The 21,384-nt window shown below is 68.3% G+C and carries 23 protein-coding genes and 1 pseudogene; 14 read left to right on the top strand and 10 right to left on the bottom strand.

Features of this window, described 5'->3' with window-relative positions:
- The first annotated feature begins 103 nt into the window (after positions 1 to 103).
- The gene (mdlC, locus tag ACZ7OH_RS42505) at positions 104 to 1,690 is read left to right on the top strand and encodes a benzoylformate decarboxylase (protein ID WP_470286093.1); all 1,587 of its coding nucleotides are present in this window, start codon (positions 104 to 106) and stop codon (positions 1,688 to 1,690) included.
- A gap of 92 nt (positions 1,691 to 1,782) precedes the next feature.
- On the opposite strand, the gene ACZ7OH_RS42510 is transcribed toward mdlC, so the two are convergent.
- Complete coding sequence (locus ACZ7OH_RS42510) at positions 1,783 to 2,790, bottom strand: ABC transporter substrate-binding protein (RefSeq protein WP_470286094.1); 1,008 nt, start codon at positions 2,788 to 2,790, stop codon at positions 1,783 to 1,785.
- 649 nt (positions 2,791 to 3,439) lie between these two features.
- Positions 3,440 to 4,018 (bottom strand): chloramphenicol phosphotransferase CPT family protein, encoded by a 579-nt coding sequence (locus ACZ7OH_RS42515; RefSeq protein WP_470286095.1) that lies wholly within the window; start codon positions 4,016 to 4,018, stop codon positions 3,440 to 3,442.
- A gap of 542 nt (positions 4,019 to 4,560) precedes the next feature.
- On the opposite strand from ACZ7OH_RS42515, the gene ACZ7OH_RS42520 reads away from it, so the two are divergent.
- Positions 4,561 to 5,466 (top strand): DUF1963 domain-containing protein, encoded by a 906-nt coding sequence (locus tag ACZ7OH_RS42520; protein WP_470286096.1) that lies wholly within the window; start codon positions 4,561 to 4,563, stop codon positions 5,464 to 5,466.
- A 143-nt stretch (positions 5,467 to 5,609) separates the two neighbouring features.
- Here ACZ7OH_RS42520 and ACZ7OH_RS42525 read toward each other — a convergent pair whose 3' ends face one another.
- Positions 5,610 to 6,653 carry a GlxA family transcriptional regulator gene (locus ACZ7OH_RS42525; protein ID WP_470286097.1) on the bottom strand — a complete coding sequence of 348 codons (1,044 nt, stop codon included), beginning with the start codon at positions 6,651 to 6,653 and terminating at the stop codon, positions 5,610 to 5,612.
- Between the two features lie 20 nt (positions 6,654 to 6,673).
- Between ACZ7OH_RS42525 and ACZ7OH_RS42530 the strand changes: the two genes are divergently transcribed.
- Positions 6,674 to 7,501, top strand: coding sequence for a dienelactone hydrolase family protein (locus tag ACZ7OH_RS42530; RefSeq protein WP_470286098.1), 828 nt, complete (start codon positions 6,674 to 6,676; stop codon positions 7,499 to 7,501).
- A 9-nt stretch (positions 7,502 to 7,510) separates the two neighbouring features.
- Here ACZ7OH_RS42530 and ACZ7OH_RS42535 read toward each other — a convergent pair whose 3' ends face one another.
- The gene (locus tag ACZ7OH_RS42535) at positions 7,511 to 7,711 is read right to left on the bottom strand and encodes a hypothetical protein (RefSeq protein WP_470286099.1); all 201 of its coding nucleotides are present in this window, start codon (positions 7,709 to 7,711) and stop codon (positions 7,511 to 7,513) included.
- Between the two features lie 300 nt (positions 7,712 to 8,011).
- Here ACZ7OH_RS42535 and ACZ7OH_RS42540 point away from each other — a divergent pair, with 300 nt between their 5' ends.
- From ACZ7OH_RS42540 to ACZ7OH_RS42565, 6 genes are all read left to right on the top strand, one after another.
- Positions 8,012 to 8,233, top strand: coding sequence for a hypothetical protein (locus ACZ7OH_RS42540; RefSeq protein WP_470286100.1), 222 nt, complete (start codon positions 8,012 to 8,014; stop codon positions 8,231 to 8,233).
- Positions 8,234 to 8,519: 286 nt separating this feature from the next.
- On the top strand, positions 8,520 to 9,017 hold the full coding sequence (locus tag ACZ7OH_RS42545) for a YbaB/EbfC family nucleoid-associated protein (protein WP_470286101.1): 498 nt from the start codon (positions 8,520 to 8,522) through the stop codon (positions 9,015 to 9,017).
- The gene (locus ACZ7OH_RS42550) at positions 9,014 to 9,325 is read left to right on the top strand and encodes a hypothetical protein (protein WP_470286102.1); all 312 of its coding nucleotides are present in this window, start codon (positions 9,014 to 9,016) and stop codon (positions 9,323 to 9,325) included. The genes ACZ7OH_RS42545 and ACZ7OH_RS42550 overlap by 4 nt, the downstream gene beginning before the upstream one ends.
- Positions 9,322 to 9,699, top strand: a complete 378-nt coding sequence (locus ACZ7OH_RS42555; protein WP_470286103.1) for a hypothetical protein — start codon at positions 9,322 to 9,324, stop codon at positions 9,697 to 9,699. The genes ACZ7OH_RS42550 and ACZ7OH_RS42555 overlap by 4 nt, the downstream gene beginning before the upstream one ends.
- On the top strand, positions 9,696 to 10,451 hold the full coding sequence (locus ACZ7OH_RS42560; RefSeq protein WP_470286104.1) for a WXG100 family type VII secretion target: 756 nt from the start codon (positions 9,696 to 9,698) through the stop codon (positions 10,449 to 10,451). Before ACZ7OH_RS42555 ends, ACZ7OH_RS42560 begins: the two co-directional genes overlap by 4 nt.
- Positions 10,448 to 11,038, top strand: a complete 591-nt coding sequence (locus ACZ7OH_RS42565) for a DUF3558 family protein (RefSeq protein WP_470286105.1) — start codon at positions 10,448 to 10,450, stop codon at positions 11,036 to 11,038. The genes ACZ7OH_RS42560 and ACZ7OH_RS42565 overlap by 4 nt, the downstream gene beginning before the upstream one ends.
- Positions 11,039 to 11,262: 224 nt before the next feature.
- On the opposite strand, the gene ACZ7OH_RS42570 is transcribed toward ACZ7OH_RS42565, so the two are convergent.
- Positions 11,263 to 12,228 carry an Lrp/AsnC family transcriptional regulator gene (locus ACZ7OH_RS42570; RefSeq protein WP_470286106.1) on the bottom strand — a complete coding sequence of 322 codons (966 nt, stop codon included), beginning with the start codon at positions 12,226 to 12,228 and terminating at the stop codon, positions 11,263 to 11,265.
- A gap of 114 nt (positions 12,229 to 12,342) precedes the next feature.
- On the opposite strand from ACZ7OH_RS42570, the gene ACZ7OH_RS42575 reads away from it, so the two are divergent.
- Positions 12,343 to 13,782, top strand: coding sequence for an FAD-dependent monooxygenase (locus ACZ7OH_RS42575; protein WP_470286107.1), 1,440 nt, complete (start codon positions 12,343 to 12,345; stop codon positions 13,780 to 13,782).
- 68 nt (positions 13,783 to 13,850) lie between these two features.
- On the opposite strand, the gene ACZ7OH_RS42580 is transcribed toward ACZ7OH_RS42575, so the two are convergent.
- From ACZ7OH_RS42580 to ACZ7OH_RS42590, 3 genes are all read right to left on the bottom strand, one after another.
- On the bottom strand, positions 13,851 to 14,321 hold the full coding sequence (locus tag ACZ7OH_RS42580; protein ID WP_470286108.1) for a GNAT family N-acetyltransferase: 471 nt from the start codon (positions 14,319 to 14,321) through the stop codon (positions 13,851 to 13,853).
- A 205-nt stretch (positions 14,322 to 14,526) separates the two neighbouring features.
- On the bottom strand, positions 14,527 to 15,549 hold the full coding sequence (locus tag ACZ7OH_RS42585) for an alpha/beta fold hydrolase (RefSeq protein ID WP_470286109.1): 1,023 nt from the start codon (positions 15,547 to 15,549) through the stop codon (positions 14,527 to 14,529).
- A gap of 27 nt (positions 15,550 to 15,576) precedes the next feature.
- Positions 15,577 to 16,548, bottom strand: coding sequence for an aldo/keto reductase (locus ACZ7OH_RS42590; RefSeq protein WP_470286110.1), 972 nt, complete (start codon positions 16,546 to 16,548; stop codon positions 15,577 to 15,579).
- Between the two features lie 111 nt (positions 16,549 to 16,659).
- On the opposite strand from ACZ7OH_RS42590, the gene ACZ7OH_RS42595 reads away from it, so the two are divergent.
- From ACZ7OH_RS42595 to ACZ7OH_RS42610, 4 genes and pseudogenes are all read left to right on the top strand, one after another.
- On the top strand, positions 16,660 to 17,283 hold the full coding sequence (locus ACZ7OH_RS42595; RefSeq protein ID WP_470286111.1) for a TetR/AcrR family transcriptional regulator: 624 nt from the start codon (positions 16,660 to 16,662) through the stop codon (positions 17,281 to 17,283).
- A gap of 27 nt (positions 17,284 to 17,310) precedes the next feature.
- Positions 17,311 to 18,417, top strand: a complete 1,107-nt coding sequence (locus ACZ7OH_RS42600) for a Gfo/Idh/MocA family protein (RefSeq protein ID WP_470286112.1) — start codon at positions 17,311 to 17,313, stop codon at positions 18,415 to 18,417.
- Between the two features lie 367 nt (positions 18,418 to 18,784).
- Positions 18,785 to 19,087: a putative quinol monooxygenase gene (locus tag ACZ7OH_RS42605; RefSeq protein WP_470286113.1), complete on the top strand. Its 303-nt coding sequence runs from the start codon at positions 18,785 to 18,787 to the stop codon at positions 19,085 to 19,087.
- Positions 19,088 to 19,289: 202 nt separating this feature from the next.
- A pseudogene (locus ACZ7OH_RS42610) lies at positions 19,290 to 19,676 on the top strand (DUF1931 family protein); the annotation flags it as partial.
- Positions 19,677 to 19,784: 108 nt separating this feature from the next.
- Here ACZ7OH_RS42610 and ACZ7OH_RS42615 read toward each other — a convergent pair.
- Both ACZ7OH_RS42615 and ACZ7OH_RS42620 read right to left on the bottom strand, forming a co-directional pair.
- Positions 19,785 to 20,663 carry a hypothetical protein gene (locus tag ACZ7OH_RS42615; RefSeq protein WP_470286114.1) on the bottom strand — a complete coding sequence of 293 codons (879 nt, stop codon included), beginning with the start codon at positions 20,661 to 20,663 and terminating at the stop codon, positions 19,785 to 19,787.
- A 119-nt stretch (positions 20,664 to 20,782) separates the two neighbouring features.
- Positions 20,783 to 21,193 carry a hypothetical protein gene (locus ACZ7OH_RS42620; protein ID WP_470286115.1) on the bottom strand — a complete coding sequence of 137 codons (411 nt, stop codon included), beginning with the start codon at positions 21,191 to 21,193 and terminating at the stop codon, positions 20,783 to 20,785.
- Positions 21,194 to 21,384: the final 191 nt, after the last annotated feature.

Here is a 21,384-nt window from a genome sequence, read left to right on the forward strand (position 1 = left end):
AGCCGACCCGGGCCCGGCGAAGGTCGCGCTTCCCCTCTGTCCACTGTGGCGGGGCGGCCTTTTGGGGGATTTCCTTCGCAAGACTAAGCATTAGTCTGACGTCATGAACAAGCGCACGGTCTTGGACGCCACCCGCGAGCTCCTCCGCGAACTAGGCCTCACCACGGTTTTCGGCAACCCCGGCACCACCGAAGTCCCCTTCCTCACCGACTGGCCGGACGACTTCGACTACGTCCTCGGCCTGCAGGAGTCCGCCGTCGTCGCGATGGCCGACGCCTACTCGCAAGCCACCCGCGCGGCTGTGCTGGTCAACCTGCACTCCGCCGGCGGTGTCGGACACGGCCTCGGCAGCCTCTACACCGCCTACCGCAACCGGACGCCCCTGATCATCGTCGCCGGGCAGCAGACGCGGAACCTCCTCCCCCACGACCCCTTCCTCGGCGCCATCGACGCGCCTGACTTCCCCAAGCCCTACGTCAAGTGGTCCATCGAACCCGCCACCGCCGAGGACGTTCCCGCCGCGCTGGCCAGGGCCTACCACGTCGCGACCCAGGCGCCGTCCGGGCCGGTCTTCGTGTCCGTGCCGGCCGACGACTGGACGGCGACCACCGAGCGCCCGATCATCAGCCGTCCGCGCATCCGCGGGTTCGCCCCGGATCCCGAGGCGATCGACGAACTCGTCGCCGCCCTCGAAACGAGTGAGAGTCCGGCGATCGTCGTCGGGAGCGCGGTCGACCAGGACGCCGCGGTCGCGGAAACCGTCGCGCTCGCCGAACGCCTCAAGGCCGGCGTGTACGTCGCGCCGATGTCGTCGCGCTGCTCCTTCCCGGAGAACCACGCGCTGTTCCAAGGCTTTCTCGAGCCTGAACGCGGCGCCGTCTCGGACAAGCTCGCCGGGCACGACCTCGTCCTCGTGCTCGGGGCACCCGCCTTCACCTACCACGTCGACCGCGGACGCGGGGAGGCGCCGCTGCCGCCGCTGTTCATCGTCAGCGACGACGAGCAGCTCCTCGCCCGGGCCTTCGAAGGCACCGGCATCCGCGCCACGCCGAAGCTCGGCGTCCGCGCCCTGCTGAACACGGTCGGTGAGAGTGAGCGGCCCGCGCCGGCGCCGCTGAAGCGGCCCGCGAAGCCGAGCGGGGAGACGCTCACCGGCGGGTTCGTCTACGCGACGCTCGCGGACCTGTTGCCGGACAACGCGATCGTCGTCGAAGAGGCACCCAGCCACCGCGGCGTCCTGCACGACCTCCTGCCGATCAAGGCGACTGACACGGGTTTCCTGACGGTCGCCAGCGGCACACTGGGCTACGGCGTCCCGGGCGCGGTCGGCGCGGCGCTCGCCCGCCCGGACCGCAAGGTCGTCGGCGTCGTCGGCGACGGGTCCAGCATGTACGGCATCCAGGCTTTGTGGACGGCCGCGCGCCAGGAGCTCCCGGTCACCATCCTGATCCTCGACAACACGGAGTACGCGGCGGTCCGCATCTTCGGCGACTCGATCGGCGGCGGCAAGCTCCCCGGTACCGAGCTGGGCGGCATCGACTTCGCGGCGCTGGCGTCGAGCATGGGCTGCCAGGGCGTGACGATCAGCGAGCCGGCCGGCCTGGTCCCGGCGTTGACCGCGGCCTTGGCCGACAACCGCCCGACGCTGGTGCACATCCGCGTCAAGTCGTCGGAGAAGTCGTTGTACTAGAAGGGAAAACCGACCGGGCCGGTCTGGTCGGCAACCTCTCGGAGTGAGGGGAAGCCGACCGGACCGGCCCGGTCGAGGAGCGTTTCGCCGCGTCAGCTGGTCGCCTGCGGGGCGATCATCCCCGCGGCGTCGACGGACGACGTGATCGCGCCCATCTGGAGCATCAGGTCGGGGACCCGCTGGAGACGCCGGGCGTCCAGCTTGACGCCGAAGCTGGGCAGGCTGAGCAGCTTGGCGGTGTCCTCGTCGATCTTGGCGTACTTGACCAGCAGCGGCTCGATCTTGGAGCGGTCCTTGTTGGTCTCACTGGTGGCCCGCTGCAGCGCGCGCTGGAAGGCGGCGAGGGTCTTCGGGTTCGCCTGCACCCACTTCTTGTTCGCGCCGTAGCCCGAAAGCGGGAAGTCCTGCGTGGCGCCGGTGTTGACGTCGATCAGCGGGATCGCGCCGGCGGTCTTGGCGGCCTGCGAGATGAACGGCTCGGGCAGCAAGGCCGCGTCGACCTGGCCCTGCTGCAGCGCGGCGGAGACGTTCGGGAACGGGATCTGGACCCAGTTCACCTTGGTGATGTCGAGGCCGTGGTCCTTCATGATGGACTTGACCAGCAGGTCGCTCGCCGTGTTCCGGGCGGTCATCGCGATCCGCTTGTTGGCCAGGTCGTTGACCGTCTTCACGGGCGAGTTCGGCACCGTGACGATCGCGATGGACTTCGGGCTGATCGAAGTCGCGTCCGCGACGAGCTGCAGGTCGGCCGAGCCCGTGTTCTTCGCGACGAAGAAAGGCATGTAGCTCGAGATCGCGATGTCGGTCTCGCCGGAAATCGCCTTCGTCATCGCCGCCTGACCACTCGCGGCCACGACGGCTTCGACCTCGAGGCCCTCATCCTTGAAGTAGCCGCTGTCCTGAGCGAGCCACAAAGGGGCGGTGTCGACGGTGGGCAAGACGGCGACCTTGATCTTCGTCTTTTCCAGGCCACCCCCGTTCGACGAGGCGCTCGAGTTGTCCGTGCCGAGCGCGCTGCAGCCGGTCAGGGCTGTGGCGGCTGCGACGGTGAGGGCGAGCCCGAGCACGGCGCGGCGAGTACGACCCCGGCCACTGCTCACGGCGGTTCCAAGCAAGGCCTGCTCCTTGAAGAGAAAGTAGCGGTTCGTGAACCGAACCCGGTGGGAGTGAGTGACTCATTTCCCAGAGTCACGCGGCACACTGTAGAGAAAATGACAGTCAGCTCACAATGGGGTCGATCAACACCCATGCGAGTGATCCGCGTCACTCTTTTAGCCTATGGCCTAGACAGACTGCTCCACTCGCCGCAACCACTCACTCAGCGTAAAGCCGAGTTTGCCAATGCACGACGAGACAGGCTCCCGGTGATCGAATTCGCCGAATTGGACCGGCTGTCGAAACTGTCGAATACACGCTCGCCGCACTGCCGTGGTCGTCCTGGTCCGCCGACCGGCGAGCCGGCCGAGCAATCCGATCGGGCACGCCGAGTCGCCTCGGCCTCCCTGCGCGACCTCATAGCCCACGCCCACGCGCTGAAGAGCCTTGAGGAGACCGGCAGTCCGGCAACCGAGTGAGTTCGCCCGAACCAACCGCACCACCGACCACAATGCACGCTCGTGCCGATGAGCGTGCGTTTCGATTCGCTGCCAGCGTGGGCTGCTGCTGGTGGTTGGCTTCGGCAGCGCGGCTGGTTCCTCATGTCTCCATCGCGGCCGGCGCCGCGGCAGGACGGGGAGATCGGTAGCCGGCTTATTCGATGGTGGGTCCGGCCGACGAACGGGATCTCCTTGCCAGCTCGGCGGCGACCGCCTCGGCACACCCGGACGGATCGGCCAGCGACGTGTCCACGGTCAGGTCGTAGGGCAGGTACCGGTGGATCACGTCGTAGTGGGCGGAAGCCCAGCCGAGGGTTCGGTCGCCCCGGGACCGTTCCCGCTCCTCCACCACGGCCAGCGGGCAGGTCACACCGACCCGCAGCACGTCCAGTCCGGCGAAGGTGGTCAGGAGGTCCTCAGCCCAGGCCGGTTCGGCCAGGCAGTGATCCATGATCACATCGAGCCCGGCGCCGGCCAGCGAGGCGACCGATGCGTGCAGACCACGCACCATCGCGTGGTACCGGGGCAGCGGCACGATCTTCACGATTCGGTCGCCGTCGTACTCGTACCTGCACAGCTCCCGCGTCCACAGTTCGTTGACATACCGGCGCGGCAGTGCGAACACCACAGTGTCGATGCCGATCAGCAGGTACGGCGTGGGCAAGATGTCCTGCAAAGCTTTGCCCAGCGTGGTCTTGCCGGCGCTGGAGGTGCCGTTCAGCACGATGATCACGGCCGGCACCGCCTCTCGTCGTCGGCGCAGGCCACCACCGGCGGATCGGTGAATGCTGCCAGGGCACGCACAGGTGCATTGTCGCAAAGAGACACCTTTTGTCGCACGCTTTCCTGCTGGCGGCCAGTGACTCACGGGGATGCGCGCGCATGCCGAAGAGCGGACGCCGACGCGGCACGGGCTGCTCAGTCGGGCATCACCCGACGCCGACCAGGTGCTGTCGAGATCAAGTCTTCGACGCGGACCCCGCGTGCGGCGAGGCAATGCCGGATCCAGTCCTGTTGGTGCCGACTTCGGCTGTCCCAGGTGAACTGCAACACGTCCCGCGGACGGCGTGGACCATTCGGCCGCAACCCGGACACGAGGTTGTCGCACACGTCCGCCAGCTCACGGATCTGCTGCTGGTAGTCACAGCCGGGGAAGAACTCATCGCACATGCTTTCGCGTCGATGCAACATCGCTCTCAGGAACTCCACACGCGGCTAAGTCTTCCAGAACCGGGGTCCGGATGGTCACCGGCGGATGTGCGAGAGTGCTCGGCCATGAACCATCTTGAACAGCTTCGGAGTACGGCGATCGAGCGCGGCATCCCGTCCGAAGCGGCCGACCGGATCGGCCGCTTTCTCCGTGTGGCGATCTGGGTGTGCAACGCCAACCGGTACGGCATCGGCTCGGCCGAGCGGCACGGTGGCGTGGTCGGACAGAACGGCGGGCTCCCCCGCCTGCCGGCCGGCACGGAATGGCCGCACGCGGACATCCGCGGCCTGGGCCGGTTGCCGCTTCCGTTCATCGCCTCGCTCGACTGCGCGAAGCTGCCACGGGCCGACGGCCTCGAGCTCCCGGCGGACGGGTCGCTCCTGTTCTTCTTGGCGCACGAGCACGCTCTGCACGCGCACGACGAGCACGAGTTCGCCCGGGTCGTCCACATTCCGGCCGGCACCGCCACCGAACAGATCGAACAGCCACCGCCCCACGACGACGACTGGTTCGAATCGGGTTTCCTCCGGCCGCGGTCCGACCTCGTCGCTCTGGTCCAGCCGGAGATGCCGGGCTGGTTCGACGAACCCGCGAACCTCGAGTTCGAGTCGGACGTCGTCCAGCTGCAGGTTGGCGACACCGCCCACCTCGAAGACCTCCGCACCTTGTTCAACGAGCTCTGGCCGCAGGTGACCACGGGCGCCGACCTCTACCTCGGCGGCTATTCGATGGAGCTGGGCATCGGCGAAAACGCCGAGTACGGCATGGCGGAGGACTCGATCGCGCACGACGTGCCGGACCGCGACCGGCTCGTGGAGGAGGAGACGACCCGGCTGATGAGTGAGTGGATACCGCTGGCCCAGTTCCAGTTGGCGGACCAGGTCCACGTCGGCCGCTTCCTGATCCGCCACGAAGACCTGGCCGCCCGGCGCTTCGACCGAGTTCGGTCACTGACCATGTTCACGGAGTAGACAACGATGAAGGCCGGGCGAACGCCACGGTTGACGGGGGACGGGGTCGCCCATCCCGGCCCCTTGGCGAACTCACTGGATGACCCGGATGACATGTAGCCACGACGATCTACTTGCGCCGGGCCGCTTCCGTGAACGTCAGGTCACCAGGGTTCGGCGTGCGCCTTGAACGTCGCGCGGTAGTCCTGTGGCCGTTGCCCCGCCAGGCGAGTGAAGATGGTGCTGAACGCCCCAGGATCGCGATAGCCGACATCGGCGGCGATGCCGGCGACTGTCCGCTCGGTGGTCTCGAGCAGGTGTTTCGCCTTGCGCACCCGCTCCGCCTGCAGGTAGCCGAGCGGGGTCTGGCCGGTCTCGGCGCGGAACCGCCGCAGGAGCGTTCGCGTGCTGACGTGGAACGTCGCGGAGAGCAGCCCGAGGTCGTAGCGCTCGCGCATGTTCTGGTCCAGCCAGCGTTTGACGCCTTGCGAGAACTGGCTTCCGGTGGCCGGCAACAGTTCCCTGTCGACGTACGGAGCCTGGCTGGACCGCGCATCGTCGACCAGCGCGACACGCGCGGTGGCGCGGGCGACGCGGCTGCCGTTGTGCTCGCGGATGAGGCCGAGGGCGAAGTCGTACATCGCGCTGAACGCGCCGGTCGTCGTCACCCCACGGTCGGTGACCACGAGTTTCTCCGGCCTGACGGCGGTACCGGGGCACCGGTCCGCCAGCCGGTCGGCGAACAGCCACGAGGTCGTCGACTCCCGCCCGTCGAGCAGGCCGGCCTCCGCCAGCAGGAACGCGCCGACACAGATCGAAACCAGCGCGACTCCCGCTTGCGAACTGGATCGAATGGTTTCGATCTCCGGCCTGAGCGACGTGAGGGTCGCGTCCAGGTCGAGCCCGGGGTGCAGCTCGAACCCAGGCACGACAAGGACATCGACCTGCCGCACCGGCACGACCGTGATCGCCGCGCCGCCGGCCGCAACCACGCGCCGCCGCGGCGACAGGATCGACACGTCGTACAGCGGATTCCCGGTCGCGCTGGCCGCGGCGATGTGCGAGGCCATCGTGAGGAGGTCGGGAACTCCGAAGACTTCCGACGCGAAGCAGCCTGGATACGCGAGCACGCCGACACGAAGCGGAGCCGCCATGGTGGCGAGATTACCCGGACATGTGGCGATCTCGCCACTGGCCGGACCGGCCACCCGGGCCCGACGATGCCGCTATGGCGATCACTGAACCGCGACCGGACGACGCTCTCACGGACTTCTCGAAGCGGCTGGTCGACATCGAGGGCGTCAGCAAAACCGTCTACGTCAGCGGGTCCGGGCCGGCCGTCGTGCTGATGCCGGAGATGCCCGGCATCAGCCCGGACGTCGTCCGATTGGCGCGCTGGATTCGAGACGCGGGGTTCACGGTCTACCTGCCGTCGCTGTTCGGCGTCGACGGCGCGTTCCCCACCGTCGCCGACGGGGAGAAGGTCGTCCGCCGTGCCTGCGTCAGGGCCGAGTTCCGCGCGTTCGCCGGTGGCGGCACCAGCCCGATCACGGTCTGGCTTCGAGGATTGGCCAGGACCGCGATGGCCGAGTGCGGCGGGCCCGGTGTGGGCGCGATCGGCCTGTGCTTCACCGGCAACTTCGCGCTCACGATGACACTCGAACCGGCTGTCATCGCGCCCGTGGTCAACCATCCCTCGCTGCCACTGGACGACCCCGCCGGGCTGGAGATCAGCGACGAGGACGCTGCGATGGTGCGCGAGCGCATCGAGCGTGACGGACTGAAGGTCCTCGCCTACCGTTTCGACAACGACAGGTGGTGCACCGGCCAGAGATTCGCCGCCTACCGGGCGCTCCTGGGCGACGCGTTCGACGGACGCGTCATCCCGGGCGAGACAGCCAACCCCGCGCCGCCCCCGTTCTTCCGTGACGTCGTCGGCTGCGCTCACAGCGTCGTCACAGCCCACCTCGTCGACCAGCACGGACACCCCACGCTGCGCGCCAGAGACGAGATCCTGGACTTCCTCACCGAACGGCTCGGCCACCAAGAGCATTGATCGGCAGGCTCAGTCGCCACTCCGACCACCGAGAAGCCGCCGGCACGCCAGCCCGACGATGGCGGCCAGCGCACCGGCCACGAGAGGCCACCACGTCCGGAGTGCCTGCTGGTGGATCAAGGTGACACCTGTGAACGAGATGATGAGGAACAGAACGAAAGTGCCGACGAAGTACTTTCCGTTCCGCCTGGCCGATTCGCCTTCGCCCATCGCCTGCCTCACTGTCGATCGATCGCAACCCGGGTCCCGGCGCCGATTGCCCGCGGGTGGCAAGGGCCTGCGGTGCAAGCTTGTCACATTTCAGGCGCCTACCCCGCTACGCCAGGGAAGGCGGCACATGACGCGCTCGCTGCGATGTCCGCTCACGCCGAAGAGCGTGCGCCCGTACCATTGCTTCGCGTAAAGCAGAGAGGGAAGCCGGTGGATCTCACGGATAGGCGGACAGCAGTCACAACGCTCTTCGAGGCCCACCGCAAAGCGCCGTTCCCGAGCCGGTGGCGGGGTGCCGACGTGGAAGGCATCGACATGGTGATGCTTGATGCAACCGCAGCCGGTTGTCTCTCCGCCTGGCTGGAACAACAAGGTCTCGTGGACGACCGCGGATTGGCCGTCCTCACCGAATGCGAACAGCGACTCAATCGGGTCATCCCCGGGCTCGATGCCCATGGTCGCGAGTACTACCAACGACTTCTGGACATGACGGTACTGGCGCTGGAGACGAACCACGCATAGCAACGTGGGAGTCCGGAGATCGCCCTCGGCCAGTTGCAACACATCCGCGAAAGACTGGGAAGGTATTTCCGGTTCGTGCGGGCCGTAACAGTCGTGCCATGCCATGTCCGCCAGGTGCGGCAAATCGAATGCCGCCTCGACGTGCGCGGACGGGACCCGAGCGTGCCACTGATCACCTCACCACCAAGTGGGACTCGGCGCAGCAGCCGATCGGCTACGCTCCCTTCGAGGCTGACTACACACTGCGACAGTCAGTGATCGCTGCAGGTAGTGACACTCGCGGTGTGTGTCGGAAGCGTGGGGAGGCGATGCCGACGTGGTGTTCAACGCCGAGATGATGCGGCGCCAGGCCAGTGAGCTGGACGCCGAGCTCCAGCAGGCCCGGTTCACCGGCCAATCTCGCGACCGTGCGGTCAGCGCGGTCGTCAGCGGTCACGGACGGCTGATCGATCTGACGATCAGCGCGGCGGTGATGCGCGGAGCGCATCCAGAGGCTCTCGGACCCGACGTGGTGGAGGCCGTGACGGCCGCCCGCCGCGCCGCCTCCGGTCCGGCCGTCGCGAAGATGCGCGCCGTCCTGGACGACGACCAGGTCTGGCAGCCCGAACCCGCCTCGGCGCAGCCGAACCTGCCCCAGCCGGTCTCCGGCTTCTCGCCACCGCCGGCTGCGACGCCCTCGGCCGCCGCACCGCGGCCGCGGGAGGACGTCGCCGAGGAAGACTTCGCCGAGCTGGATTTCTTGACCGACGACGACAGCGAGAACGAAGAGCGGGGGCGCTGGTGAACTACCACGACGAGCTGTACAACCTGGCGCGCGAGATCGACGCCGCCGCGGCGGCGGTCGCCCAGACCGCCCTGCAGGCCGAGCACCAGCCGCTGCAGGTACCGCTACCCGGTGACCTGGGATCGATCACCGTCTCCGGCGCCGGCGAGCTCACCGCCGTCACCCTCGAGGGCACCGAGCTGCACCAATACTCCGCCGACGCCCTGTCCCGCACCCTGCTCCGCGCCATCCAGGACGCCGAAGCACAAGCCGAACGCCGCCGCACCGACACCATCGCCGCCGCGGTGGCCGAGACGGGGCTGGCATGACCTTCGACCCCAAAGACATCAGCGGCCGCGGCTACCGCGTCTACCCCGAATCGCTGCGCAAAGCCGCCGACGACGTCACCACCGCCGCCGAGCTCGTCACCACGTTCGCCCAGCAGGACCTGGCCGGGACACTGCTCGGCGAGTTCGACCTGGGGCTGCCCGGGACACTGACCATGATCATGCCCAACAAAAACGGCGCGGGCACGGTCGAGCAGTACAACCGGGCCATCGAGACCATCCGCGGGATCTCGAGCGAGAACGCAGAGACACTGCACCAACTGGCTCACGCTCTGCAGACCGCTGCCTCCTACTACGAACAGCAGGACGCCGCCGAGTACGAGCGGCTCAAGAAGCTCGAAGGAGGCCTCCCGTGAGCGCCTTTCCCCCGTCATGGTCGGCCGGCCCTCCGACACCGGTCACGCCGCCGCAGGCTGAAATGCCTTACCCCACCGAAGCCGACGCGAAGATCCGCTACTGGGCCGAATTCATCGGTGCACACGGCATCATCACCTTGCTGGACAAGCTACGTGTCTTCATCGCCGGCGACATCGGCAAGGTCCTCCACCTCGCCGACACGTTCGCCACTGAAACGTCCCTGACCAAAGCGGCTGAACAGCTCAACGCCGCCCAGCTGACCCTGGCGAAGGCCTGGCACGGCGACGCCGCCGACCAGTTCAACGCCTACGCCGGCAAGGCCGTGACTGCCCTGGACAAGAACCAGAGCTCGATGATCACCCTGACCAGCACCATGTCCTCGATTGCCGGGACGATCATCGACACCTACAAGCAGCTGCTCATGACCATCGGCAAGTGCGCGATCAACCTGGCCCAGCTCGGCGGGAAGATCGGTATCGCCGTCGTGGAATCGGCAGCTCTGCCGCCGCTGGCCATCATCGGGTTCAGAGACGTGGCCGACGCGATCAACTCGGCGTTCGCGACATTCTGGAACGACTGCCTGGCCTTGCTCGGCGGGCTGATGACCGACATCGGCAACCTGATTGGTAACCGCCTCCAGTTGACCACGATCGAAGCCACCTTCGCCAGGCTGCCCGACGTTGGGGACAGCAACGAGGTGATCGACGACCCGGGTCGCTGGCGGGTCAAGCCTGGAGCTACTCACTCATGAAAGGTCGCCGGACTCTCTGCATTGTCGTCGCCGTGCTGGGTCTAGGCCTGGGTGCCGGCTGCTCGCCCGGTCGGTCCCCGGCTCCGGCAGAGCCGTCGGTGTCAGTCCCGCCGATCCCCGGGGTCGGGATGAGCGGGGCTGGGCGGTTCCGCGCCGATCCGTGCGCAGCGGTCACCGTCGAGCAGCTCACCGCCATCGGCTTCGCCGGCGGTGAACGCCGCCGCGACGGGAACCGATGCGTCACGACGTTCGGTGCCGTCGCCAGAGTCAGCACCTCGAACCGAGGTGACAGCCTGCGCATCCTGTTTCAGGAGCATGCATTGGGCCACGACACCGGTAATCACTGGGAGCCGATCACTGTCGAGACCATCTACCCCGCGGTTATCGTCGCCATCGAGGAGAACGTCCCCAGTAAGCAGGCCGAGGGCCCGCTCGGTTGCACTCTCGCACTCGCCGCTGACGACACCACCCTTGTCTACATCAACGCCGCCACCGCTGACGAGTCCGAAGCCGGCCCTTGGCAGCACGACCCTTGCGGCGCCGCGAAGAAGATCGCCGCCCTCACCGTCAGCAACCTGACCGCGTAACCGCGCACGCTCATGCCGATGAGCGGCTGTTCGCGCCACCGTCGGCCAGGGCCTGGTGCCCGCTCGCTGTCGGCGAGGTGACCTTGTCCAGCGAGGGTGATCGAAGATGCCGAGCCGGGCGGGTGAGTTGGACGATGCGGAAGTGGCGGCCGCCGCTCGATGTGTGCTTGGGGCGGCTGACTCGCCGGCGGTGACGTCCTCGCGACCTCGACGAAGACGAGTCCTCAGGTCCGGGTGGCGGCCCGCTTGACGGTCTTGATCACCGGTGCGGTCTCGATGTGGGTGATGGCGGGCAGCGCGGCCACCCGGGTGGTCAGGTAGCGGTACAGCTCCTGCTGGTTCGCGCACACCACACTCGCGTACAGGTTCGTCGGCCCGGTTGTGGCGGCGGCGAACGCGATCTCCGGGTGCCCGGCCAGTGCCGTGCCGGCCTCCTCCAGGTGTGCGGGGGCGACCGAGAGCCAGAGCATGGTTCGCGGGCCGACACCGAACAGGTTTCCGTCCACGTCGATGTCCAGGTACAGCACGCCGCGTTCGCGCAGCTCGGTCATCCGGCGCCGGACCGTCGTCGGTGACCAGCCGGTCAGCGCGGCGAGCTGCTCCAGCTCGGCCCGGCCGTCGGTGGCCAGCGCGGCGAGAAGCTTGCGGTCGCCGTCATCGAGCCGCACCGGCCCCGGTCGGTGTGGCACCGGGGGCGGGCGCAGCCGCTCGATCGCCTCTTCGCCCAGCGCGCCGAGCTTGGCGATCAGGCTGTCCGGGCCGCCGTAGTACGCGTGCAGCACGGAGTGGGCGGTCACCCCCTCCACGCGTGGGGTGCGGGGAAGCTTGGTCAGCAGCAGCGCCTCGCTGTCGGCTTCGCTCTCGGTGCGGACCGTGCAGGTGATCTCCGTGCCTCCGGAGGTGATGCTCACCCAGGACGTGTCGGGGCGGCGGGCCAGCGCCTCGGCGACCGGGACCGACGCGGCGGGCGCGCACCGCACCCGCAGGAACCACAGCACCGCCCCCAGCGCCGTCGGGTCGACCCCACCGAGCACCCGCACCGCCCCCGCCGACCGCAACCGGGCGTACCGGCGGGCGATGGTGCGATCCGACACGCCGAGCACCTCGGCGATCGTACTGAACGGGGCCCGGCCGTTGACCTGCAGAGCGTGCGCGAGCCGGCGATCCAGCTCGTCGTAGTCGGATTCCACCGTCCTAGTCTAGTTGGCGTCGGATATCGACGGACTCGATCCCTTTTCTGGCGCGGCAGCGTCGGTGGGCGGAGCGTTGCTCTCGTCCCGATCGACACGACCAGGGGAGAAACCATGGACACCGATGTGCTCGTCGTCGGCGCCGGACCGACCGGCCTGACGCTGGCCAACGAGCTGCGGCTGGCGGGGGTGCCGGCCGTGCTCGTCGACAAGCTGCCGCAGCGCAGCACGTTGTCGAAGGCAGGTGGCGTGCAATCCCGCACGCAGGAGGCATTCGACCAGCGCGGGCTGCTGGAACCGTTGCTGGCCACCGGGAACCACCCGGACGGCATCGCCCACTTCGCCGGCATCACGCTCCCGCTCACCCGCGGCCGGCACCGCCACCCCTGGCGGTCCATCCCGCAGGTGGTGATCGAGGGATTCCTCGAGGAGCACCTTGCGGCCCAAGGCATCCGCGTCCGGCGCGACCACGAGCTGACCGGCCTCACCCAGGACGAGAACGGCGTCACCGCGACGTTCGCCGGCGGCGGTGTTCTCCGCTCCCGGTACCTGGTCGCCGCCGACGGCGGCCGCAGCACGGTGCGGTCGTTGCTGGGGGCCGAGTTCCCCGGCAGGCCGGGCACGGTGACCACCGTCGCCGCCGACGTGCGGCTGGGCGGCGACGTCCAGGCGATGACGCACGCCCGCAGCGAAGCCGGGCACTGGGCGGCGGTGTTCCCGCTCGGCACCGATCCGCAGGGCAGGCCGCTGCGCCGGCTCTCGCTGGGCGGACCCGGCCGGTCGCTGCCCCGCGAGGTCCCCGTCACCGAAGACGAGATCCGCGAGGGGCTGCGTGCGGTCTTCGGCTCCCGGGTGGAACTGCTCGAACTGCGTTACGCCCGCCGCATCACCAACGCGGCCCGGCAGGCCGCCCGGTACCGGCACGGGCGGGTGTTCCTGGCCGGCGACGCCGCGCACGTCCACCTCCCGATCGGCGCGCAGGGCATGAACACCGGGATCCAGGACGCGCTCAACCTCGGGTGGAAACTCGGTGCCGCCGTGCACGGCTGGGCCCCGGAACACCTGCTCGACACCTACCACACCGAACGCCACCCCGTCGCGGCCGCCGTGCTGCGCAACGTTCAGGCGCAGAGCCTGCTGATGGACCAGGAAAGCACCGGCAACCCGGACCTGGCCGCGGCCAAGGAGCTGTTCGCGGACCTGACGCGACTGCGTGCGGTGCAGTACCACCTCGACGACACGTTGTCCGGGATGGGCATCCGCTACCCCATGCCGGGCACCGAGGGCGAGCCGCTGGTCGGCCTGCCCGCGCCGGACCTGGCGCTCGGCCCCATCCGGTCGCACGAGCTGCTGCGGCGCGGACGCGGCGTCCTGATCGACCCGGCCGACCGGTTCGCCAAGGTCGCCGCCCTCTGGCCGGACCGCGTGAACCGCGCGGGTCAGGGCGCTGACGCCGAACCGATGCTCATCCGGCCGGACGGCTACGTGTGCTGGGCAGGCAACCCGGACGACCTCGAACCGGCGCTCGGCCACTGGTTCGGCGAGCCGCAGTGACCAGCAGCGCGCGGCCCCTCCCGGCCGGGCTCGCTCACCGGGTCGGCGACAAATGGCGAGGGCCCGTGTCAGAGCCATCTCGCGGTGAACAGGGTGGTCCCGCGGACCGGATCCACTTCCGTCCGCTCGGTCTCGGTGAACCCGAGCTTGGCCAGCACACGGCGAGAAGCGGTGTTCCAGTCCCAGACCGTGGCCCACAGCCGCCGGTGGCCGGACGATCTCGCCCAGTCCAGGACTGCCGATGAGGCTTCCGTCGCGTATCCCTGACGCCAGACCCGGCGTAGCAGCTCGAACGCCAGTTCTGGCTCTCCATCAGGCACTCGTCCGCCGTTGACCAGGCCGCAGTGGCCGATGACGTCACCAACGGCCTTCCGCTCGACCGCCAGCAAACCGAGGGACGATGGCTGGTCGGTGCGGATCCATTTCTCGAGTTCCTCGACCGTGGGGTGTCCGTCGGCGTCGATCCGGCGGTGCGGCGGCACCCGTGGATCGCGTTCGGCCCAAAGCTCGCGCTGGATGACAGCCTCGGCCACCGCCACGGCCGGAGCAGCAGGCGGCTTGTCTCGAGCACAACCTCGTGTCCTTGCGTCAGCCCGGATGGCACGGCAGCAACTCTGTCACGGGCGGACGCGCGGGGTCATGCCGAGGTGAGTGAGTCCCGGTGTCGGGTCACCGGGACTCACTCGGCCGCTGGTGTCAGCGGTTCATCGAAGCGAAGACGGTTGGTATCAGCGTTTCCAGCCGTCAGCGCAGGAACTCGAGCAGCAGCGCAGTGAGCTCCCGCGGTCGTTCTTCGGTGAGCCAGTGGCCGGTGTCGGCCATTACCCGGGTCTCGACGTTCGAGGCGTAGCCCTTCCACTGCGTACCGACGGCACCGCTCAACGCCTTTTCGCCACCGACGGCCAGGACCGGCATCTTCAGCAGCCCCGCCCCACGGAACTTCTCGTTCTGGGCGATGTCGGTGTGCAGCGCTTGGTACATGTCCATCCACGCCTTGAACCGGCCGGGCTCGCGAAGGTATCGGGCGTAGAACTCGTAGTCGCCGGCGCCAAACGCACCGTCCACGGCCAGGTACTGCTCGATGAACCCCTTGACCAGGTCGAGCTCGTGCCCACGGACCAGATCCTGGGCGAAGTCCTTCTGGAAGAATCCCAGGTGCCACGTCGAAAGCTCACCCTCGGCAGGGAACGCGGGAAACGTGTAGAGGGACCGGTCGGGGATGGGCCCCTCCATCACCACCATCCTGCTGACCTCGGTGGGCCACATCGCGGCGTACGGGTAGGCAATCCACGCGCCGATGTCGTGGGCCACGATCTGGATGCCCTTGTCGAGGTCGAGGTGGGCGAGCAGCGTGTGGACGTCGTCAGCCAATTGTGTCGTGTCGTAGCCGGTCTCCGGAACCGAGGAGTCACCGGTTCCACGAAGGTCGACAGCGATCACGGTGTGGTTCTTGGCGAGGGCCTGAAGTTGCGGCTCCCACTCGGCGGACGTCTGCGGAAAACCGTGCAGGAGAACGACAGGTGAGCCGCTGCCTCCACGGAGGTAGTGCATCCGGAAACCGTTCACCCACGCGTAGTTCGACTGGTAACCGATCGGCGGCCGGTGCGACGGTTCGGTGGTCCGGGTGGCGGCGCTCGACACGGCAGCCGACTCCGGCCTTGCGGTCACGGCGGCATCGGCCGAGACCAGGCCGGTCCCCACGACAGCGGTGGCCACAGTGATGGCGGCGACGACTGTTCTGGTCAGGACCGTCATTTTCTTTCTCATGTGTTCCCCTGAAAGTGTGATCGTCGGTCAGCGGTTGACGGCGGCCATGTTGGCTTCGTCGTAGCGGTCACCGGCGGCCGACTCCAGGTCGTTCAGCCGGGCGACCTGGGCCTCGGTGAGTTCGATGCCGTCGGCGGCGGTGTTTTCCTCCAGCCGGTCGATGCGTGTGGTGCCGGGGATGGGGGCGATGTCGTCGCCCTGGGCGAGCAGCCAGGCGAGGGCGACCTGTGCGGGGGTGGCCCCGGCTTCGGCGGCGACGGCGGTGACCTCGTCGACGATGCGCAGGTTGAATTCGAGGTTGCCGCCGGTGAATCGCGGGTTGGTGCGGCGCCAATCGTCGGCGTCGAGGCCGTCCAGGGAGCGGATGTTGCCGGTGAGGAACCCGTGGCCGAGCGGCGAGTACGGGACCAGGCCCACGCCGAGCTCTCGCAGGACCGGCAGAACCTCCGCTTCGGGGTCGCGGGTCCACAGCGAGTACTCGGACTGCACCGCGGCGAGCGGGTGCACGGCGTGCGCGCGCCGGATCGTCGTGGTGCCCGCCTCGGACAGGCCGATGTGGCGGACCTTGCCCTCGGCAACCAGCTCGGCCAGGGCTCCGACGGTGTCCTCGATGGGGGTGTCCTGATCGACGCGGTGCTGGTAGTAGAGGTCGATGTGGTCGGTGCCCAGGCGCCGCAGCGATCCCTCGACGGCGACCCGGATGCCGGCCGGGCTGCTGTCCGGGCCGGGGCGCCCGGTGTGCGAGACGAGGCCGAACTTGGTGGCCAGCACGACTTCGTCCCGGCGCCCCTTGATGGCTCGGCCGACCAGCTCTTCGTTGACGAAGGGGCCGTAAACCTCGGCGGTGTCGAGGTGGGTGACGCCGAGGTCCAGGGCGTGCCGGATCGTGCGGATCGACTGATCGTCCAGCCGGCCGGCTCCGGTGTAGAAGTCCGACATCCCCATCGCGCCGAGACCGATGCGGGAGATCTCCAGCCCTCCGAGCGAGGTGGTTTTCATCCTGATGTCCTTTTCTGACGTGAGGTCGGCCGCTTTAAGTTCCGATCGGTACAGAACGCTAGCACATCAGGACCGTTCGGTACTAAAGTCTGCTGCGAGGAGGATGCCCCTATGAATGGTTCGCGGAGCACAGCGTTCGGTCGCCCCAGGGAGTTCGACATCGACGAGGCGCTGGAGCGCGCCATGCAGGTGTTCTGGGCTCGGGGCTACGACGGTACGAGCCTGACGGATCTGACCGGTGCCATGGGGATCACCAAGTCGAGCATGTACGCCGCGTTCGGCAACAAGGAGCAGCTCTTCCGCAAGGCAGTGAAGCGCTACGCCGAGGGCCCCGCCTCCTACGCGACGCGCGCCCTGCACGAGCCCACGGCACGAGGGGTGGCCGAGGCGTTCCTTCGCGGAGCCGTCCGGACCACGACGTCGCCCGGCGCCCCCGCCGGGTGCCTGTCCGTTCAGGGCGCACTGGCGCTGAGCGAGCAGGGCCGCCCGGCGCACGATGTGCTCGTCGACTGGCGCAACGACGCGGGCGTGCGGCTCGAGGAGCGCTTCCGGCGGGCGGTCGACGAGGGCGACCTCGGGCCGGACGCCGATCCGAGGCGTCTCGCCCGGTTCGTCATGACGATGGGCTTCGGCATCGCGGTCCAGGCCGCGAACGGCCTGGGGACCGCCGAACTCGATGAGATCGCCGCCACCGCACTGCTCGCCTGGCCGGGTGAGCACCCCCGCACGTCATAGCCGGCGAAGCTGAAGCGAAGGAAGGCGATGGGAGAGCCCGGAAAACGGCCGACCGGTGTCGGGATCGTGGGCCTGAGCGCGTCGGGAGGATGGGCGTCCGGAGCACACCTGCCCGCGCTTTCGGCCGTCGACGGCCTGGAACTGACCGCTCTGGCGACGAGCTCCGAAGCCTCGGCGGTCGCGGCCGGCGCCGCGTTCGGGGTGCCCGGCTACGCATCGGTCCAGCAGCTCGCCGAGGACGAGAACGTCGACCTGGTGGTCGTCGCGGTCCAGGTGCCCAGGCATCGCGAGCTGATCTTGCCCGTGCTGGCGGCGGGAGAGCCGGTGCTCAGCGAGTGGCCGTTCGCCGTCGATCTGGCCGAGGCCGAAGAACTGCACCGAGCCGCCCGCGGGACGCGTACCTTCATCGGGCTCCAAGGGCGTTCCTCACCCACCGCCCGCTGGCTGGCCGACCTCGTCGCCGGCGGATACGTGGGAAAGGTGCTGTCCGCGACGGTGCTGGCGGCATCGGTCGAGTGGGGCACCCCCGTCTCCGAGCGCATGCGGTACACGCTCGAGCGCGCACTCGGGGCCACGATGCTCACCATCGCCTTCGGGCACGCCATCGACCTGGTGTCCATGATCGTCGGCGAGTCGCAGGACGTAGTCGCTTCGACAGCGGTCCGGCGACCGCTCGTCCCGTTGAGCGGCACCGGCCGGACGGTCCCGATGACGGCCGAGGACCAGATCGCCGTCTCGGGCACGTTGCCGGGCGGAGCCGTTCTCTCCGCCCACCACCGCGGCGGGACGCTGTCGGGACCTGGCTTCTCCCTTCTCGTCGACGGCACCGAGGGAACCCTCGAGGTCACCGCCGCCACCGGGTACCCGCACCTCGGCCCCGTCACGGTCCGCGGCTCGCGCGGTCGTGCCGGGCTGTCGGACCTGACCTTGCCCGACGGCTACGACGACTACCCTCAGCTGGCCGGAACACCGATGCACACCCTGGCGCACGCCTACGCGGCGATCCGCAACGATCTCACCCACGGCACCGCGACCGCCCCGGACTTCACCCACGCCGTCAAACGCCACCGGCTCCTGGACGCGATCGCCCAGTCCGCCGCCGAAGGACGACGAGTGTCTCTCCCCGGCCTCTGACAAGGAAACCAAGAACAACACCGTCACACCGAACCCGGTAGCACAGGCGCACCTGGGCCGGAGTCGTCTCGCTGAGCCTCGGGGCTGAGGCACGTTGGTGACACACGCAGGTGCTGACGTGCGGAGTGCTGCCGGAGAACCCGTACTACCTGCCCCCGGCGAACTTGGTGTAACCCTCCGTTACCGTTTCGCGGTCCCTGTCCTCGTGCCCGGCGTCGACGGGGCGGGAGCCCTCAGCTTCGGCTGAGGCCTGGCCCAACAGGTCAACAACCACGATCGATATCGGGCCTGGCGGGCTGATGCGCCGCCCGCTCACACTGCCCGATGCTGACCTCCGCAGAGATCGAACGAACTGCAGGAGGTAGACATGTCCGTCACGGTGGGACTGCTGGTGACACTGGAGGCGCGGCCGGGCAAGGAGGCCGACGTCGAGGAGTTCCTCAACGCCGGTCGCTCGCTGGTCGAGGACGAGCCGGCCACTTACCCGTGGTTCGCCGTCAAGCTCGGACCGACGACGTATGCGATCGTGGACTTCTTTCCCGACGACGCCGGCCGCACAGCCCATCTGCAGGGCAAGGTCGGCCAAGCCCTCGGCGAGAGGGCCGACGAACTGTTCGCGAAGCCGCCCGACGTCGCGCAGCTCGATGTGCTGGCGTCGAAGCTGGCTTGAAGGCGATCAGACGATCTCGGGACCTCCCCCACCGGTCCCACGAGGTTCGTCGTGGCACCGCTGGGCGCCGGCCGGTGACGGCTTGTCCTGCTAGCCGGCTCCCACCGTGTGATCGACTTCGAGCGACCGAGGATCGCCACCGCGACATCGTCCGCAAAATCCATTCGAGCCGTTCGGTTCGTCGGCGCGGTTCGAACGGTTCTTCCGGATGGCTGCGCGCCTGGCCGTCGACAAGACCGATCTGAAACGGTACGACGAGTTCCTGGGCCGCAAGATCCACGATCTCTTCGTGGTCGCCAAGCTGGCAGAGGACCTGGAAGTGGTGCCGCTGCTCGAGCAGCTCCTGGCGCGTCCCCCGCTCGGGATCGCGATCTCCGAAGACACCGAGGCACGGCTCCCGGCCATCGCCGGCGAGGCGTACGACCTCTACCACGACGATCGAAGCGAACCCGCGCTACGTTTCGCCACCCTGCTCCCCTGCACCCTCAGCGAGTTCGACTTCGTGCGCGAACACGATGACGACCCCGCAGCGCTCTACGACGTCTGGGAGTCCCGCGGGACCGACATCTACTGGGCGTCGGCCGTTTGAGACTGGTCAGACAGGCAAGCCGTGTCACTGTGCGTCAACGCACTCTCGTGCCGCTGACCGCGCTGCCGCAACGCGCGCTCGTGTTCGCCCGCTGCTCGGCAGCTGGCTTCACCGGAGGTGCCGGCCGAATCCGACCCAACCAATCAGGCGTTCCCTGACCAGTCCAGCCTGCAGGTGGCCAACGAGCTGGTCGACATGGCAGGTCAGATCCCGGTGCCGGTAAAGGTCGCGGATCTGCTCCCTTTGAAGATCTCGCCAATTCGCGGCCATCGCGGTGGCTTGGTCGGCGTCAAGGGTGAGCGCCGCGAGTGTGTCGGCCGCCAGAGCATCGGTATCCCAGAACCGATCGCCATCCGGGCCAAACTGTTCGATGATCCACATACGCAGAGAGAAGCCCAACTGTGCCCGCCGATCCAAATCCCAGAGATTGTCGCCGGGCAGCCCCACATCGGCGGCTGAGGCCAGCTTGGCCCATCGCCGGCGAACGTCGCCCCCGTACTCGCCCGGCCTACAGGCGTGCTCGTGGGCCACCCACCGGGCGCGGTCGAGTTCCCTACCGTCTGTCAGTGTGGCCATATAGTGTTCGAGCCGGTCGATCGTCCAGGTGCTCAGGTCCGGCGCCGTCGGCCTGCCGCTCACCCTTCCCGGGTGGCCTTCGAGACTGCTGCGGGCATACTCGCCGAGCGACAACTCGTAACTCACACAGCCCACGGAGTACCGGATCCGGCCGGGTTCGTCGATCAGCCGCCCCCACACCGTACGGCCCATCTGTTCATCCAGCTGTCCGACCAAAGTCGCCGCGTAGGCGCGTCCTGCCGGTGTCCCTTCCTCGATCACTCGTTCCAGCAGTGGCAACACGTGCACGCCGAGTTGTTGCACGTGCAGGTAAGCGACCGTGCTCGAATCGAGGTTTCCCGCAAAGCCCTGGCCGCCGAAAGACAAGCGCCGAGCCGTCATCAACTCTGTCACCGCGTCGTCATCTTCCATGCCTGTCCCTTCCGGCGCGCCGGAGCGGCCAAATCGACACACCGTCAAGACAACACGTGGCCCAGGTGATACTGCATGCGTGTTCGCGCAGGGCTCACTCTTTCTGCCGCCGAGCATGCTCAGCGAGATGCGCTCAGCACGCTCTTCCACAGCGCACGGAACGCAGAGCGGGGCACTGCGGTGAGGCCGGGTTCGGTGAGGTCAAGCGCCTGATCGGTGAGTCCGCCGACATCATCCTCCAGGTGCCGCCACCAGTAGCAGTGAGCGGCCCCGGACGAACCCATCTCGATCTGTCTGATGGCCACTGTCTCGCCGTTGACGACCACGGCCTCCCACAGCCAGCGAGCTCCCTTGTCGACCCGGCCTTCGTGATCGACATACTCGAAGTACTGACGAGGTTCGGCGCCCTCGTCCAAAGCCCGGTACCACGCGACGGTCGCCCGGAACGCCGCCTCCGTCTCCGGCGGCCAGTGACGTTGCCCCGCCAGACGGCGGCAGTGCGCCTCCACGTCCGCCGGAAAATCGTTCACCACCGGAGTATTCCATCGACGCCTCGCACTCTCATGCCGAAGAGCGTGCTGGCGGTCGCCGGGCGATCCAGGTCGTGTAACGCAGTTCTAGGCAGTTGTCGTCGCTTCGTGAAAACTGACCCCCAGGAGTCTTCCGAAAGTTGACCCCCTCTGAGGTAGGAGGGTGCTGAACGTGGAGGACTGGGCGGAGA

The organism is Amycolatopsis sp. NPDC114478 (genome assembly GCF_055633805.1).